The following is a 16863-nucleotide window of genomic DNA, read 5'->3' as shown; positions in this document are numbered from 1 at the left end:
GAGATAACGGGATGGAATCATCACTGTTGTTTTGGGGATTGACTTTAATATTTGGCTTGCCGATTCTGACTGTTGGTCTAGAAGAGGCGATTAAGTACTTAGAACGCAAAAGAAATCCTCTAGCTAGTTTTTTACATCAAATCCGCAGGTATCTTCTACCTCTTCTCATCGTTTTGCTGCTTCTTCAGCAAGTGTTTGAGTTAGAAAATGACCAGCTCACGGTGCAAATTGTCAGAACCCTGACCAGCTTGTCAGTCGTTTTTGTGCTACTCTCTCTCATGAATGCCCTAGTAACAACGGGCGAGAAACAGAAAAGCTGGCAAATTCACGTTCCCAATTTGTTATTCCAGACAACTCGGGCTGCAATTATTGCCATCGTTGCTCTTTATACAATAGCATTTATATGGGGGTTTAATTTAAGTCGTGTCGCTGCGACGTTGGGAGTGGGGTCTTTAGTGATTGCCTTAGCGCTACAGGATACGCTCAGTAATTTAGTTTCCGGGTTTTTGTTAATTATTGAAAGACCGATTAAGGTTAATGATTGGATAGTTATTAATGATATTAAAGGCAAGGTTATTGATATTAACTGGCGCTCGGTAAGAATTCGAGATTTAAAGAATGACGTCTTTATTATCCCCAATGGTTCCATTGCCAAAGATAAGTTTATCAACTCGACCCTAGAAAATCCCTACAGTGAACATTCCCTATCGCTCATCTTTTCCTATCAAGACCCCCCCAACCGAGTAAAACCCATTCTCAAAAAAGCAGTTCTTGCGGCGGAAGGTGTTCAGTCAGTACTCGTTCGAGTGTTTGAATTTAAGGAGTACGGTGTGGAATATGCGATTTACTACGTCATGCTTGATTCCACTAGCATATCAAAGGGCAGAGATGCCGTGTTAAGCCGTATTTATTATGCGATTAAACGCCATCATCTGACCATTCCCTATCCCTGCCAAACCCTTTACCATGTCAATAGCTGTGATATAGAAAGAGAGGACTCTCAACAGGAGATTGCTGAGTTTTTGCACTCGCTGTCTTATTTTAAGAACTTAGATAGCTCCCTCATCGATGAACTATCAACCTATGCGATTATTTACTACTACGGTATGGGTGAAAATATTGTTAAAATCGGAGAGATGGAAGAAGGACTCTATATTATTAGAGATGGTTTAGTTAAACTTACTGTTGAGGATTTTAAAGGGCAGGAAAAAGAAGTTTTGCGGTTAGGGGAAGGCGAATTTTTTGGTGAAATGTCCCTGCTGCCCAAAAGAACCAATAGCACTGTCAATGTCACTGTAATTAATGACGTGAAAATAATTTTCATCAATGAAAAATCGGCTGAAGACTTGATGGAAGACAACCGTAAATTAGCCTTAGTCATGAACCAATTCATTGAAGAGCGGAATCGAATGATTAATCAAGCTAAACAAACTCCAGATCTCCCATCTTCTGAAGTCAATAGTATCACCGTCTGATATAGCGCTATGCGCTAGGGAATAGGCAACACCTCGACTTACCTCGACTTCGCTCGGTAACACGCTCGGTGTGTCATAGGCAATAGGAAAGACAAAAGCTTACAGTCAGCTTCTAACAATTATCCCTCAAAGGAATCAGTCCAACGCCCGGAAACAGTAGGGGCGCACTGACGTGCGCCCGATTTATAGCAACCGCCATAGCGGTTAGGACACATCATTTATGTAGAGACGCGCCATGGCGCGTCTCTACAATGGTGCTTAAACACACAAACCATTTAGGATAAGGACACGATAATATCGTGTCCCTACAGGTAGATTATCCTTTTTCGCTATCTTACCCGCCCCTTGAGATGTGCTGCTTAAACCTTCGCTTCCTCCAGCATCAACTTAGACCGTTTTAGCCTTTCCGGAACTGGAATCGGATAATCTCCAGTAAAACAAGCCGAACAGAACGTATTCGCATTATCTTGAGTCGCCAGCATCATACCTTCCCAACTCACATACGCCAGAGAATCCACCCCAATTTGTTCAGCAATTTCCTCAACCGAATTAGTTGCAGCAATAAGCTGGTCTTGAGAATCGGTATCAATTCCATAGAAACAGGGATGAGTCACAGGTGGTGCAGAAACCCTCATGTGAACCTCAGTCGCCCCAGCATCCCGTAACGCTTTAACAATCTTCCGACTCGTGGTTCCCCGAACAATCGAATCGTCCACAATAATCACTCGTTTACCCGCGAGAACATCTTTCAGAGGATTCAGTTTCATCCGAATCCCCGACTCTCGCATACTCTGGGTTGGTTGGATAAACGTGCGCCCCACATAGCGATTTTTAATCAACCCTTCCGCGTAGGGAATTCCCGACTCTTGGGAAAACCCGATCGCGGCGGGAACACCGGAATCCGGTACCGCAATCACAATATCTGCCTCAGTCGCCGCTTCTTTTGCCAATTGACGCCCTAAGCGTAGCCGATAGCTGTAGATGCTTTCATCCTGCATCACGCTATCCGGGCGGGCAAAATAAATCATTTCAAATATACACAGCTTACGTTGGGGTTTTTGACTCCAGTGGAATGATGCCATTCCCTCGTCGGTAATCCAAACCAATTCTCCGGGTTCGACATCCCGTAGGTATTCTGCGCCAATAATATCTAACCCACAGGTTTCTGAAGCGAGGACATAACGCATCGGATTCGTGCCTAAGGTGCCAATCACCAACGGACGAACGCCATGGGGATCACGCACTCCCATCATCCCCTCTGGCGTACCAATTACTAAACTATAGGCACCTTGGCAGAGGTTAAACGCACTAATCGCCGCCTCTAACCAATCCTTCCCTTGATCCACTTCCGCACCGATCGCGATCGCAATCATCTCAGAATCCGTCGTGGTCAAAAATTCATCATAGTTGCGGTTCTCTAAATGGGTTCGTAACTCTGGAGCATTGACTAAATTTCCATTATGTGCTAAAGCCAAAGACCCTAAGCGGGTATTCACAACAGCAGGTTGGGCATTGATAACCCGACTCGACCCCGTTGTCGAGTAACGGGTATGACCCACCGCGATTGTTCCGGGCATTTGGTTCAAAATATCTTCATTAAAGACTTGGGAGACAAGTCCCATATTCTTATAGAGACGCACCTGTTCTCCCTCAAAGGTGGCAATCCCCGCTGATTCTTGACCCCGATGTTGCAGGGCAAACAAACCAAAGTATGTTAGCTTGGCGACATCTTCGTCTGGTGCATAGATACCAAAAACCCCGCAAGCTTCTTCAGGTTTGTCGGGGCGTTGGCTGATAATCTGATCAGATTCAGCAGGATTGGGGGTAGAGGAGTGGGGTGGCTGGAGAATCATGGGTATTAGCTTACTCCTGATAGTGGCAGTCAGTTCGACTTGTATTAACGCAAATCAAGCGGGAATCGTTAATTAAACTTAACGATTCCTTAACAATATCATTAATTTGGGAATCATGGATCATCCCTCATGGATCATTCATCAGCCGCGACTGCCTCAACACGACTATAAGCGACGTTATCGGGCTGAAGATTGGACTTTAGCTTGTTCCCAGAAAGAGCAGATATCGGGGAATCAGAAAGACTACTGGATCTAGATGTCCATGTTGATCTGCCCGTACAATCTGTGTAGAGACTTTCCCTGGCGCGTCTCTACATAATGTCGTTTCTCCTCAACCTGTCAAGTTCTGATAAGTTAAATGATTCTTTCTCCCAGAATGGTTTAAATTTTTCAATCAGGCACAGCTCTCAACAAAACTTCACAATTCCTCGTTTTTTACCTTTTTTTGAGAAAAAACTACGAATTTTCAAGGCTTGCGGCGATTGTGAGGAGATTGTGCGATGTTCAGGTATACTATCTATGGTGGGTATTTTTTGGGTAAAAATAAGATCGACACAGCTAAACCCCTTGAATTTTCGTAAAACTTTGTATAACTCCTGGTTTTCGTCTCACTCCCCATGTCCCATTGAACCCATGTATTTTGTTAAACTTACAATAAAAATTATTACCAAGCATTGACAAAAGCACATATTACACATATATAAAGAAGGAATGGCACATGCTTAGATTCCTGATCACAGCTAAATATCCTAACGTATGTGCGTAGTGCTATAATTTGTGTTTCATTTTTATTTAGTCTTCAATAGTCCAATTTTTCCGATTTACCCCCGTTTTTAGCGATGTAGTGTTTTGTGCTTAAACTTGAAGTGCGGAATGTGGGCAAATAGCTGTAACCAAGATTGCCTGATCAAATTAAATGCATTACAATAAACTAAAAATATTAAATATAGATAGTGTTATGAAAATTGCCCTGGGTTCTGATAATCATGGATTTGACCTCAAACAAGAGGTGAAAAACCACCTACTTGACAAAGGGTTCGAAATCGAGGATGTAGGTGTCAGCGATCGCAATGCAGAAACACCTTATTATCAGACGGCTTCTTTGGTAGCAAAGTACGTAGCGAATCACCAAGTAAATCGAGGTATTTTAGTCTGTGCTAGTGGTATGGGAATGGCGATTATCGCCAACAAGCACCCGGGTATATATGCGGCGGTTTGTGAGAATGCTGAAGCTGCCCGTCTGTCCCGCTCTATCAACAACTCTAACATTCTGACTTTAGGCGGGTTAGTAACCACACCCCAGGTAGCTCAGGAAATTGTGGATACTTGGCTAACCACTGAGTTTACACAGGGTTGGGAATTGTCTGTTCAAGAGTGGCTACATAATTCGATGAAGGACATTGCCCAACTAGAGACACAACAGTTTGCTCACCTAGACCAAGATTGAGGAACTGCTACCGACAGTTGGCAAATAAGTGAAGTCCATATACATATAGCCAGACATGATAGATTGTAATTTTGGAAAAAAAGTACTTGTTCCCGAATATCTCCTAGCAAGTAAAGCGATTTATGACACCATAAATATCCCTTTTGGCACTAGGCAATGGCAGTTGCTTTTATTAGCTGATGGCTATGCCTTACTTTCCGGTTCGCATGATTATTCTCAAGATACTGTAGAACGGTTTCTCCATATCTTAATTTGGAATAAAAAACCGATTATTATAGACGAAGCGAACGCCGCTACAACCGAGATTATCCGGGAATTTTATCGACGATATAGACGGATGGAAATTATCGAGGTCAAGGATCTAAACGCTTCGGTATTCGATCCCTACATGTCCCTTGAAAATTCATCGTCAGATCGTCATGTTTTCGCCATACTACCGCATAAATACATTCGTCGCCGCGTGCTTCATCAACACGATCAAGAGTATGGGCTTTTTGTCGGACAGAATACCCTAGCTCAACAATCTATACATATTATTGGGATTGCTCCGATTAGAGCTATGCTCACTCAAGAGGCGATCGCACTGATGGCTCAAGCTCCCCTAATTCTCACCTTTGATTTTGTGTATGAACTCATCAAAGATGTCGGACTGCAAGGAGAACTCCATATACTAGAGTATGATTGGGAAAGGTATCAAGTCAATATCGATCGCATCAACCAAAAGTTAAGCCAGCTTCATATTCAGGGGTATTATGATATTACCCTAATTGTTGAGGGGAATCCTGAAGTTTACGATCTCTTATCCTACTTGGGATTAGCCTATCGTAGTTATCGCTTCGAGGTCATTTCTCCTGCGGTCGTGTTGTGTTGTGCATGGATTACCCAGCATTATGGAATTGATATCACTAAGCCGAGCTATGTCATCATTTCCGGTTATCACGCCCGTCACGGAATTACTACTCAACATTTAGCCTTAGAACTGGAAGCTTATCTGCGTTTAGATATCACTTGTTTGATTATTGAGTTATACAGTGGCGATCTCCCCTTGATTTTTAAGCAGGTGTTTGTTGCCAAACGTCCAAAAACCATTATTATGATGATGAATATGTTTACGGATGAACAACAAATATTTATGCTTTCTGGCAAAGATATTCAACGTGTTGCTTGGGCTGAACGGATTAAGGGGAAGTTTACCAGCATTGCGATTGTTGATCAAGAACGTTTACAACAAAACCCATCCATCTATGCACAGTTATTAAATGATTTTGCTCCCGATCAGGAAAGTAGTAATTTGGAGGTTAAGGTATGATTCCCTTTAAATATTTCACCCTTGATGATCAAGCGTACATTATAGAAGCATCTCGTCGTGTGAGGTATACCAAAAATGATGTGGTGGTCTCACAAGGAGAGAAGGCTAAACGAGGGCTGTTTATAATTAGTTCCGGAATTGCTCGGGTTGAGATCAATGGAGTAACGATTGCTCGCTGTGGTCCTGGCTCGATTTTAGGGGAATTAAGTTTCCTAGAAGAGTCAGGAGCAAGTTCATCTATCATCGCCAACACAGAATTAGAAATTGACATAACGGAAGGCGATATGATTGATAATTTCTGCGCTTCTGTTCCCGGGTTCGCCACTCGTTTTTACCATTCATTAGCAAGCCTCATGGCACAACGCATCCGAGAAAGGATAGATGGGTCATTCTTAAAAACCAATAACGCCATATCAGCAAGACGAGTTCAACGTACAGGGCACCTTTCTTTCACTCTTTCACCAGAAATTATATCGGGGGTTGCAGCATTTAAGGCAGAAATGGAGTCCATTGCCCAGATTATCCAAAATGGGCTTCCTAATCAGACACTTCAAGACCAAGTTACTAATGCCTGCAATGCCCTTCATCATTTGCTGACACAACATATACATGCCAATCCCGGACAAGCCGCCGGTATTGGAGCTTATATATTTCGGCAAAGTTTTCCATATTTGATGCTGAGTTATGCAAATGATAAAGCCTATACAAAGCCACTTGGTTATCAGGTAGATTACGAACTCCTTAACTATATTTGTGAGGGCATTCCTCATGGTGATAGTCCACTTGGACAGATGATTGATGAATGGGTGCTTCGACTTCCTTTTATGAATTTACTCCGAAAACGAGGCAAGGAGATGGCATCTTGTCTATTCAAATTCGCTCAGGAATGGGAAAAAGATATCGCCCTACCGATTACTGTCCTTGGAATAGGGACTTCGCCAGATGTTTTGGCGTTTGTCACTGACAATTACACATTGCCCATGAATGTTACCTGTATCGATATGGATGCACGGGGCTTTTCGATTGTTAAGAAACAGCTTGAGGTATTAGGAAATCAGCTATCTGTCTCTTTTGTGCAAGACAGCGTACTCCAAGTCTATCAAGGGAATAGCCGAGTATTGATTGAACCACAAAAAGCCATTTTAGGGGCGAATATTCTACATTACCTTGATGATAACGACGTCGTCGAATTACTCAACTGGATATACGAAAAATTATTGCCAGATGGCGTTGTGATTTTGGGACAAATATCTGAAACAAACCCTGATCGTGTTTACCTTGAATATATTCTTGAATGGTCGTTTTATCATCGAAAGCAGGAGGTATTAAAAGACTTGTTCGCTCGGTCAAAATTTCGCTATTCCCATATAGAATTCCATTCCGATGGGATTCTACTAATTTTGTCTTGTCGTAAGCGGGTTGAGTAAGAATGTTTGAGTATTGGCGTAAAGCGAGATGAATTAAGGCATCTAAAAAGGACACTTTGAACAGGAAATAAAGTATTTTATCCCCCTTCAGTGGGGAGTCTAAAGACTAAACTTGACTGAAGCTATTTTATCTCAATCCAAGGAGGAACAATATGATGAAAATTGCCCTAACAAACTTGCCGCCAGAACAGGGAGAGCGGATTGCTCGTTTACTTGTAGAAGAACACGTTGTAGCCTGTGTCAACCTGTATCCGATCCAGAGCCTGTATTTTTGGAAAGGAGAAGTTCGTTTGGACGCAGAAGTCACATTGATGATGAAAGTCTCAACAGAAGGAGTAGAGCGTTTGAAACATCGCCTCTGTGAGCTTCATCCCTATGAATTGCCGGAGTTTGTTGTTCTTGAGATTGATAACGAGGCTTCTCTGCGTGAGTATGTCGAGTTTGTTCGAGATCAAACCCACCTCTCATAAACTGAATTAGATAATCCTAACCTTCCAGCTAGGTATAATCTCAGATCTTGCACCATTCTCAATAAAGTTCTACAACCCTTGATATTTCGTTGATCACATCACCAAAAACCTAGCTTTTTCCGGCTTATTGACATTGGTGCAAGAGTTCAGTATAATCTGATTCTGATAAATTAGAGGACGATCATAAATGTTAAGTCAACTATTGCAAAAAAAACACACTAAAAATTTTAAGATATACGATTTAGATGGAAGTGGATTTGTAGAACTAGCCGATCTAGAACGTTGTGCCAGCAATCTCGCTCAACTACGTAATCAACAATCAGACTCATCAGAAGTTTTAGATTTACAAGCAAAATATTTAGCAATTTGGACTAATTTTTGGCAACCTGCTGATATTAATGGTGATGGAAAAGTTAGCTTAGAAGAATACTTGAAGGTAGCCGAGAATTCGATTAATAATTTCTGGAAAATACCACGACTTCAAAACGCTCATACTAATAAAGCTAATATGATATTCGACATTTTGGATGCTAATAATAATGATCAAATTAGCCAGAGCGAATATGAACAATTTTGTCTAGCCGTTGGTCTGAATGAAAAAGATGCTGAAACAGCTTTTATCCATTTAGATAACAACGCTGATGGATATATTTCACGCGATGAATATGTCCAAGCATCCCAAGATTTTCATGTCAGTGAAGATGTCAATGCTTCTGGTAATTGGCTTTACGGTTCCTATGAATAGGTGTTGCTCTAGTTGCTCTATCTTCAAGCCTAAGTTCACCACTAACTTTCTGACACTGACAGGTCTTCTCCCAATTATCATTGGTCATTGGTCATTGGTCATTGGTCATTGGTCAGCGGTGAATAGCTCAACACAGCTACAAGCGACGTTCTAGGGAGTTAAAGAAGCGATCGCTCATATCCGCGATCGCAGCGTTGATCACAGGAAGATGATCGTTCATTGAAATTTTTAATCCGTCAGATAGAGATTTAACCATCCCCAACCGTTGCCAACTCTGGGCAGATTCCCCTAGATACTCCGTCAGGTAAGCCTCCCAATCCCCTTGGGCTTCCGGCTTCACCGACACCAGAATCCGACTAGCGCTTTCACCAAATAAAATCTCATCCCAACGCCGTTCTAGAGAAGCATCCGTCAATCCTAAGTCAATCTCAGCCCCCAATCCGCCAGAAATACAACATTCCGCCAGCGCCACGACTAATCCACCCTCGGCACAATCATGGGCTGAATTCAGGAAACTGCGTCGAATTCCCTCGCGACAAGCCGCTTGCACCCGACGTTCTAACTCAAAATCCACGATGGGAGGTTTCCCTGCTACAACCCCATGAATCGCGGCTAAATATTCCGAACCCCCTAAGGTTAGATGAGGTGTAGTAACAGTTAGCGATAATCCCAACAGATAGATTAAATCCCCTTCACCCTGCCATCCTTGAGCACAAATCTGACTCAAATCCGGAATCGCCCCCACCATACCAATCACCGGAGTCGGATAAATCGGTTGGGGATTGCCCTGACTATCCAAGGTTTCGTTATACAGCGAGACATTTCCCCCCGTCACAGGTGTTGCCAATTCTGCACAAGCCTCAGCGATACCCTGACAAGCCGATGCCAGTTGCCAGTATCCTGTCGGCTTTTCCGGTGACCCAAAATTCAGATTATCGGTGACGGCGACAGGTTCTGCACCCACACAGCTTAAATTGCGGGCGGCTTCGGCTACGACTGCTTTTGCGCCTTGGTAGGGGTCAAGATAGACATAGCGAGAATTACAATCCACCGTAGCCGCAACACCCGATTGGGCATTTCTGCCTGATTCCGGGGGACGTAAGCGGATGATTGCTGCATCTGCACCACCGGGAAGCATCACAGTGTTATTTTGCACCTGATGGTCATACTGACGATAGACCCAGCGTTTTGAAGCAATCGTGGGTGTATCCAGGAGTTGCAGGAGAATATCCGTCCAGGATTTAGCCTCACCCGAAATTTCGATTCCGGTACGGGTACAACTCGGTAATGACTCAACCGTCCATTGCCAAGCCTTCTTTGCATACTCTGGCGCTTCAGTCAACACATTCCGCTCATAAATTGGCGTATTATCCGATAACGCCGTGGCTGGGATTTCCGCCGCTACTTCACCTTGAAACAGAATCCGCACAATCGGTTCTTCAATCACCGTACCCGCGACAACCGCCTGCAGTTCCCAACGGTGAAAAATATCAATTAACTCCTGTTCTCGTCCCTTCTGTGCCACAAACAGCATCCGTTCCTGGGATTCCGAGAGTAAATATTCATAGGGAACCATCCCGGTTTCGCGGACGGGGATTAAATCCAAATCCAACTCAATCCCCACACCCCCTTTAGCTGCCATTTCCGAGGTAGAACAGGTAATCCCCGCCGCCCCCATATCCTGTGCCGCGACAACCGCCCCAGTTTTAAAGGCTTCTAGACAGGCTTCAATCAGGCATTTTTCCAAAAAGGGGTCTCCCACTTGCACCGCTGGGCGGTCATCCATGGATTTATCGGTGAGTTCAGCGCTAGCAAAACTCGCACCCCCCATACCATCGCGCCCGGTGGTGGACCCGACATATAGCACCGGATTACCAATTCCTGACGCCCCAGATTTAACAATTTCTGGGGTTTCCATCAATCCCAACGCCATCACATTAACCAGGGGATTTCCGGTATAGGCGGGGTCAAAGTACACTTCACCGCCAACGGTGGGGACACCAACGGAGTTACCATACCCAGAAATACCCGCCACAACCCCCGTAAATATTCGCCTGGTGCGGGCGTTGTCCAGGGAACCGAAACGCAGGGAATTCAGAACCGCAATGGGACGCGCCCCCATGGTAAAGATATCCCGGAGAATTCCGCCAACGCCTGTGGCTGCACCTTGATAGGGTTCTACAGCCGAGGGGTGGTTATGGGATTCAATTTTAAACGCGAGTTGGAGTCCGTCGCCTAAGTCTACCACGCCAGCATTTTCCCCAGGACCCACGAGGATACGTTTCCCGGTGGTGGGGAATTGTTTGAGGAGAGGACGGGAGTTCTTGTAGCAACAATGTTCTGACCACATAACGCCGAACATCCCCAGTTCAGCTTTATTGGGATGACGCCCTAGACGTTTAACAATTTCCGCGTATTCGTCGGGTTTGAGTCCTTCAGCGGCGATTTCTTCGGGGGAAAAGGGGGCAGAGGAGATAGTAGACATGGAACCCTTGTACAAATGGCACAGGGATAATTGTATCGATTAATGGGCGTCTGGCTAGTAATTCTGAATCAGAGACTGTAGGGGCGGGTTTTACGACTATCGTTGATTTGTTGACCCCAATGTGACTAAACCCGCCCCTACAAACTGTAGCTTGACAAGGAGATAGTTAACACGGATGGATTCACAGCGCCCCACCTGGGCGAGGAATTGAGGTTCTACGGAAGAACCCAATTGATTTAAGGAGCTACAATGTCATTCAGGACAGTGAGGGGCAGATTGGGAACACGGCGGAAACCATAATCATTGGTTAAAAAAATACTACAGCTATGAGCTATTGCTGTTGCTGCATGCATGGCATCTGGCGTTTTTAAGTTTGTCTGGGTACGCATTTGTGCCGCCTCTCTCAAAATTGCTCTTGTAATCGGCATCAGTTGCATTTCTGTAGACAGAAGCAGCGTCTCATAAGCATTAATAAGAACAAAGTCAGCATTTTTCAAAGGAGCCACTAAAGTTTCTAATAATGCCAGTTCACTGCTAATGATTTGAATTTCAGCCTTGGCAGAACGTTGCCACATTGGTCGTAGGATTGACCAGTAAGGTTCATGTTTTTCTACGCTGTAGATAATAATTTGAGTATCTACGTAGACAAGGCTCGATGCTGGCAGTATCAGTTGTCCCACGAACCACGTTCCTCCTGGAGATACTGGTCAACTGCTTCTGGTGTTTTAAATAGTCTTTGACCAGGCAATTCATCGAGCAAGTCTATAGCAGAAGGGTAGGACGATTTTTTTTGTGACGTTACGGATACGCCTACCGCATTAGCGTCTACTAAATCTGGGTCAGAGTTCCAGTCTTCGGGAAAAAGTTCTAACTGTTGTACTTCACTGTCTTCTTTTAATTTTCCTTTTTGCTTACCCACTCCAATGGGTCTAGCAATTCTTCCATTGCCTCGATCTTCCAGTAATCCTGTAAAGAAAAACCAAGGAAGCATTCTACTGATATAATCCCTTGATGATTTGGGAATTACCGACTTGTCCTTGGGAGATACATCAGCAATCAATTCCTGCAAACGCCACCGAGTAGTGGGTTCACCCGGTCTGAACTGCTTGTAAACCTCTTGTGTAACTACGTGACATTTTAAGGTTTCAGCTAAGTAATCAGTGATTTTTTCATGACTCCAATTCAACAAAGAGGGTTTTACTACTATTTTTCCGTCCTGTCGAAAGATTATATGGAAATTTTGCAAATCTAAAACCACACTATTCGTTGTTTTTTTAGAGAGTCCCGCTTGAGTTGCTAACTCCGTAGAGTCTATTCCGCTGCTTCCTTTTTCTTTTATTATCTCGAATACTTTAAGTGCTGTAGTAATTGAGCTACGGATTCGGTAGGTTAAATAACGATTTACTTCCAATGGGTGAAATTGAACGAGTGGTAGCGCTTTATTGTTGTAATAAGTATCATTCAGTTGTTGGATAATTTCCAAGAAGGTAGATTCACTTTGTTGATCCAACAACTCCTTGACTGTTATCACCAAATCATCCCCATTAAAATTTTGAGGATGCTGGGTAACAATGGCATCAAATCCCTTTTCAATAGCACAAACCAACTCTATTGCAGAGCCGTAATCCATGGAGTTGACTCGCTCTTGTTCTCTAATTGTGCTATTAACAGAAGATATTGATATAGCTTTTTCGTCAGAAAAGTAGGTTGCTCTTGCTTGTTCTCTGATTGTGCGAGTAATAGAGCAGATCCCCACAATTTTTTTTATTTGGCAGATTATTTCCTCCGCCTTATCTTCGCCTTCTGCATCAAGAAGATCAAGATAAATAATATCTAAACCTCGTTGAGTAATGTATCCCTGAATTTGTCCTGAACGCATTAACTCCCATAATTGATCAGCTTCTTCAACAAATCCCGGACGATTCAGAAGAACTTCGTGGATAAGATGATAAGAAACCAGAACTCGCATCACTTCTACTACTCCTACTTCTGATACTCAACCGTTGTTTCACTTGTTGAGGTTTGGGGAGGCTTTTCTGTACTCAGTCCCCGACGTAACTCTGACGGTGACGCTCCTTGATGTTTGTTCTTACTCGGCTGATGAGTCGAGTCAGACGTTTCTACTGTTTCCGAGTCAGGTTCCCATAACATTAGATCTCCGGGTTGGCAGTTAAGAGCAGCACAGAGCTTTTCCAGGGTTGCCCGTTCTAATCGTTCTGGCATCTCCTGAGAATTCTTCAACTTAGAGATAGTGACAGGATGCATTCCCGTTGCTTCCGTCAAGTCTTTATTTTTCAGGTATCGCTCAGCCATCAGCACATTCAATCGCCATTTAACAGACATAGTTTTTCCTCAATGAGATAGGGCTATAGCTACCAATCTGGCTTTTCGTGAGCCAGTCTCGTCGTCGTATTCCTCATTCCTCTAAGGAACCACAACTCTACTGAGGATATTATACAGTATTTTAGCCTTTGCGCTTACATAATTAGCTACTGTGTTTAACATTTGAGGTGGTCTTAGACGCTAATATTAAAGTCTCAGAGGATAAGGAGGAGCGATAGCCAAATTCTCTCCAGTTTCTCACCTTTCACTACAAATTGAGTTTCGTGAGGCAATTGAGTTTAAGCAGCAGGATATTCGTACCACTATGCCTTCGGAGTCATTTCATTTGATATTGTGTCGAAATCTAGTTTTAACCTATTTCAATGCAGACTTACAACAAAAAGTGTTATCACAGATGCTCAAGCAATTGATTCCTAGAGGCGTATTTGTTGTTGGCAGCCATGAATCTTTACCTGGAAATTTTCGGCAGATGCAAGCTATTCGGCTAGGAGTTTATCGAAAAGAACACTAATTTGGGTTAGGATTGAGGATTGATGGTTGACGGTGGCTAAGTCACTGAAATTTCTCAAAGCACGTTAACAAACACAAGCGTCGGCTTTTAAAGGCTGGTGAGAGGCTAATGAACGAGGAATTAAGCCAGCAAAGGATAATTCACCTTGTTCTTTATTCTGAGAAGTTTGAGTATTATTTTTGGCAAGAATAAAATCGAGGATTGACTGTGCTTGTTGGGGATCAGTCAAGTAATAAATCGCCTGAGATTTAGGCGATAGCCAAATTTGCAGTTTCCAGGGCTTAGATGCAGACGCAGAATTGGGTTCGAGTGAAAAGGTAATCATTATCGGCTGGTGTCCTGATTTTGAGGAATTAAAAAGATGGAGAACCTAAAGGTTTAGAGAGAAATGCTTTCTTGATTCCCACTTATAACTGTACCGATTTTTTCCACTCTTTATAGAGTGTTAAATCATCCGGAGTTTTGATTTTAATCAGCCCTAGGGGTGAGCCGCGTAATGGAATTTTGATGAAATAGATCAACTTAATAAAGTGATTGCAGTCACAAGTATGGTGGCGGAAAATCATTTTTTTTCCGGAGAAAAACTGCTGACCTGCCATTATTAGTTAGGCATCATTAGTTATACTCGCTCTTTCTTAAGTGGGGATTTTTATATTCATAAAACGTTGTTTTTGTCAATACCCAGTAACAAATGGGTGGTCTAAGACATCGCTGAATCCGGATGTTCTGCTCAGAAGTGCCAAAATTATTACAATAAATTAAGCAAGTAGGATTAGAGCTTAAACTTATGGTGAATCGCAAAAACACGCTTTGGGAGCAATTCTTACAACCCATTGTTGGCGTATTCATCGACGGGGAGCAATTGCGCCAGCTTTATGAGAGCATTGACTGGGAACAAGAGAGCGATCGCGTCTCAACGCCTGACTTAGTTTACCCTGATTACTACAAGAGTCAGAACTTCCATGGTATTGAAGGGGGTTACTTGAATGGCAGTGCAGCAACCAGTTATGATCCGATTACCCAATACGCTTTACCTCCCAACGAAACCTGGGTACGCCAGGAGTTAATCAATCGCATCCAGGGAACACCGCGACGGATTCTGGATTTAGGCTGCGGTACGGGTTCAACTACCCTACTGTTAAAACAGGCGTTTCCTGAAGCTGAGGTAATCGGTTTGGATCTATCCCCTTATATGTTAGTCATGGCAGAGCGCAAAGCGAAAGCCGCCGGGGTAGACATTCAATGGCGTCATGGTAAAGCGGAAGAGACGGGCTTACCAGAGGCATCTTTTGACCTGGTAACCGCTTCCTTATTATTCCACGGAACCCCCCCAGCCGTGGCAAAGTCAATTTTGCGGGAAAGTTTTCGACTCCTCAAGGGAGGCGGACAAGTTCTGATATTAGATGGTAATCAGCGAACCTTGCGTCAAGTAAACTGGTTAACAGAGGTGTTTGAAGAACCCTATATCAAAGCTTACGCCACCGATAGCGTAGACGCCTGGATGGGTTCGGCTGGGTTTGAAGCGGTGCAGACTCAAGACGTGTGGTGGCTGAATCAAGTTACCCAAGGAATGAAACCTATCCCGGTAGACGAACAAGTGTACCAACGGACTCAACGCCGTACAATCGACGACTTCGGTTCCCCAGGTATTGCAGCTCCAGCATAGTAACGAATTGAATATGAGTTTAAAGGCAGTTCTGTTTGATTTCAACGGCGTGATTATCAACGATGAGTCGATTCATCAGCAACTCATCGAAGACATTCTGCTGGGCGAAAATCTGCGCCCCTCGGCGGCGGATTACTGGGAGGATTGTTTGGGGCGTAGCGATCGCGCTTGTTTAAAAGTATTATTGGAAAAACGAGGTCGGGTAGTGAGTGAGGAGGAATTAACCCGTTTAATCTCCCGAAAAGCCGACGCCTACCGCCGTCAACTGGAATCTCTATCTGAATTACCCATATATCCGGGAGTCGAAGATTTAATTTACAAAATCCGCGTGGCTCAATTACCCATGGGAGTGGTGAGTGGTGCTTTGCGATCGGAAGTTGAGTTAGTCTTGGATCGGGCTACACTCTTGCCATATTTTCCGGTTATTGTGGCAGGTGATGACATTAAGGTGAGTAAACCAGAACCGGATGGCTATCTGTTAGCTGTGGAACGCCTCAATCAGCAGTTTCCAGAACTTCATGCCAAATCCTCTGATTGCCTTGCCATAGAGGATACACCGGTGGGTATTGAAGCCGCCAAACGAGCCGGGATGCAAGTCGTCGGCGTTGCTAATACCTATCCCTTCCACATGCTTCAGCGTCAAGCCGACTGGACGGTTGATTACCTGCATCAGCTTGAACTTGAGCGCGTGCAGGAAGTTTATGCTCAGGTTGTGGGTTAGTAACCATGAGCCATGAATCATGAACTATAAACCAATACCCGCAAGTGTTACAATAAACCTAGTCCGGGGAATTAGCTCAGTTGGTAGAGCGCTGCGATCGCACCGCAGAGGTCACCGGTTCAAATCCGGTATTCTCCATTTTTGTCGATTGCCACATTATTTGTCATCGTTGTCAGATTAGTGTCATCTTGACAAATTGAATGTCATTTAACTGACATCATTGACATCTACCTGACCTCAGCTTACTGTGAATTATCCTCTAAGTAACGAGGGCTACCGTGTACACACAAGTCGAAGTGAGGAGTATGAATCAGGTAAAATCAGAGACAGAGAAGCGCGATCGCTAAAACTCAGATTGCCTTCACAACCTCCCAACCCTGAGAGAAGACAGACAAATGGATAACCCAATTT

The 16863-nt window shown here is 43.8% G+C and carries 18 protein-coding genes and 1 tRNA gene; 12 read left to right on the top strand and 7 right to left on the bottom strand.

The annotated features are described in order from the left end of the window. The first annotated feature begins 11 nt into the window (after positions 1-11). Positions 12-1475, top strand: a complete 1464-nt coding sequence (locus tag RIG27_RS33445; protein WP_446351341.1) for a mechanosensitive ion channel domain-containing protein — start codon at positions 12-14, stop codon at positions 1473-1475. A 359-nt stretch (positions 1476-1834) separates the two neighbouring features. Here RIG27_RS33445 and purF read toward each other — a convergent pair whose 3' ends face one another. Beyond that, positions 1835-3328, bottom strand: coding sequence for an amidophosphoribosyltransferase (gene purF, locus RIG27_RS33440; RefSeq protein WP_446351340.1), 1494 nt, complete (start codon positions 3326-3328; stop codon positions 1835-1837). Positions 3329-3443: 115 nt separating this feature from the next. Here purF and RIG27_RS33435 point away from each other — a divergent pair, with 115 nt between their 5' ends. The 7 genes from RIG27_RS33435 (at position 3444) to RIG27_RS33405 (ending at position 8880) form a co-directional block, all read left to right on the top strand. After that, positions 3444-3584, top strand: coding sequence for a hypothetical protein (locus tag RIG27_RS33435; protein ID WP_446341128.1), 141 nt, complete (start codon positions 3444-3446; stop codon positions 3582-3584). A 702-nt stretch (positions 3585-4286) separates the two neighbouring features. Beyond that, complete coding sequence (locus RIG27_RS33430; RefSeq protein WP_446351339.1) at positions 4287-4775, top strand: RpiB/LacA/LacB family sugar-phosphate isomerase; 489 nt, start codon at positions 4287-4289, stop codon at positions 4773-4775. A gap of 55 nt (positions 4776-4830) precedes the next feature. Beyond that, complete coding sequence (locus RIG27_RS33425; RefSeq protein ID WP_446351338.1) at positions 4831-6084, top strand: hypothetical protein; 1254 nt, start codon at positions 4831-4833, stop codon at positions 6082-6084. Continuing rightward, the gene (locus RIG27_RS33420) at positions 6081-7511 is read left to right on the top strand and encodes a Crp/Fnr family transcriptional regulator (protein WP_446351337.1); all 1431 of its coding nucleotides are present in this window, start codon (positions 6081-6083) and stop codon (positions 7509-7511) included. Before RIG27_RS33425 ends, RIG27_RS33420 begins: the two co-directional genes overlap by 4 nt. A 152-nt stretch (positions 7512-7663) precedes the next feature. Beyond that, positions 7664-7981 (top strand): divalent-cation tolerance protein CutA, encoded by a 318-nt coding sequence (gene cutA / locus RIG27_RS33415; protein WP_446351336.1) that lies wholly within the window; start codon positions 7664-7666, stop codon positions 7979-7981. 187 nt (positions 7982-8168) lie between these two features. After that, positions 8169-8726: an EF-hand domain-containing protein gene (locus tag RIG27_RS33410; RefSeq protein WP_446351335.1), complete on the top strand. Its 558-nt coding sequence runs from the start codon at positions 8169-8171 to the stop codon at positions 8724-8726. Then, complete coding sequence (locus RIG27_RS33405; RefSeq protein WP_446351334.1) at positions 8719-8880, top strand: hypothetical protein; 162 nt, start codon at positions 8719-8721, stop codon at positions 8878-8880. The genes RIG27_RS33410 and RIG27_RS33405 overlap by 8 nt, the downstream gene beginning before the upstream one ends. On the opposite strand, the gene purL is transcribed toward RIG27_RS33405, so the two are convergent. From purL to RIG27_RS33385, 4 genes are all read right to left on the bottom strand, one after another. After that, positions 8863-11211 carry a phosphoribosylformylglycinamidine synthase subunit PurL gene (purL, locus tag RIG27_RS33400; protein WP_446351333.1) on the bottom strand — a complete coding sequence of 783 codons (2349 nt, stop codon included), beginning with the start codon at positions 11209-11211 and terminating at the stop codon, positions 8863-8865. The genes RIG27_RS33405 and purL overlap by 18 nt on opposite strands. A 236-nt stretch (positions 11212-11447) precedes the next feature. Further along, complete coding sequence (locus RIG27_RS33395; RefSeq protein WP_446351332.1) at positions 11448-11891, bottom strand: type II toxin-antitoxin system VapC family toxin; 444 nt, start codon at positions 11889-11891, stop codon at positions 11448-11450. Further along, entirely contained in the window at positions 11879-13183 is a 1305-nt protein-coding gene (locus RIG27_RS33390) for a hypothetical protein (protein ID WP_446351331.1), read from the bottom strand. The genes RIG27_RS33395 and RIG27_RS33390 overlap by 13 nt, the downstream gene beginning before the upstream one ends. A gap of 11 nt (positions 13184-13194) precedes the next feature. Continuing rightward, on the bottom strand, positions 13195-13554 hold the full coding sequence (locus RIG27_RS33385) for a helix-turn-helix domain-containing protein (protein WP_446351330.1): 360 nt from the start codon (positions 13552-13554) through the stop codon (positions 13195-13197). 214 nt (positions 13555-13768) lie between these two features. Between RIG27_RS33385 and RIG27_RS33380 the strand changes: the two genes are divergently transcribed. Next, positions 13769-14065, top strand: a complete 297-nt coding sequence (locus RIG27_RS33380; protein ID WP_446351372.1) for a CheR family methyltransferase — start codon at positions 13769-13771, stop codon at positions 14063-14065. A gap of 64 nt (positions 14066-14129) precedes the next feature. Here RIG27_RS33380 and RIG27_RS33375 read toward each other — a convergent pair whose 3' ends face one another. Both RIG27_RS33375 and RIG27_RS33370 read right to left on the bottom strand, forming a co-directional pair. Then, positions 14130-14390 (bottom strand): hypothetical protein, encoded by a 261-nt coding sequence (locus RIG27_RS33375; RefSeq protein ID WP_446351329.1) that lies wholly within the window; start codon positions 14388-14390, stop codon positions 14130-14132. A gap of 82 nt (positions 14391-14472) precedes the next feature. Next, positions 14473-14664 carry a hypothetical protein gene (locus tag RIG27_RS33370; protein ID WP_446351328.1) on the bottom strand — a complete coding sequence of 64 codons (192 nt, stop codon included), beginning with the start codon at positions 14662-14664 and terminating at the stop codon, positions 14473-14475. Positions 14665-14852: 188 nt separating this feature from the next. Between RIG27_RS33370 and RIG27_RS33365 the strand changes: the two genes are divergently transcribed. From RIG27_RS33365 to RIG27_RS33355, 3 genes are all read left to right on the top strand, one after another. After that, positions 14853-15731 (top strand): class I SAM-dependent methyltransferase, encoded by an 879-nt coding sequence (locus RIG27_RS33365; RefSeq protein WP_446351327.1) that lies wholly within the window; start codon positions 14853-14855, stop codon positions 15729-15731. A gap of 13 nt (positions 15732-15744) precedes the next feature. After that, positions 15745-16452, top strand: a complete 708-nt coding sequence (locus RIG27_RS33360) for an HAD family hydrolase (protein ID WP_446351326.1) — start codon at positions 15745-15747, stop codon at positions 16450-16452. 65 nt (positions 16453-16517) lie between these two features. After that, a tRNA-Ala gene (locus tag RIG27_RS33355) sits at positions 16518-16590 on the top strand. Positions 16591-16863: the final 273 nt, after the last annotated feature.

The sequence above is a fragment of the Coleofasciculus sp. F4-SAH-05 genome (assembly GCF_040222985.1).
Taxonomy (GTDB): Bacteria; Cyanobacteriota; Cyanobacteriia; order Cyanobacteriales; family Coleofasciculaceae; genus Coleofasciculus; species Coleofasciculus chthonoplastes.
This window is presented reverse-complemented; position numbering and strand designations above follow the sequence as displayed.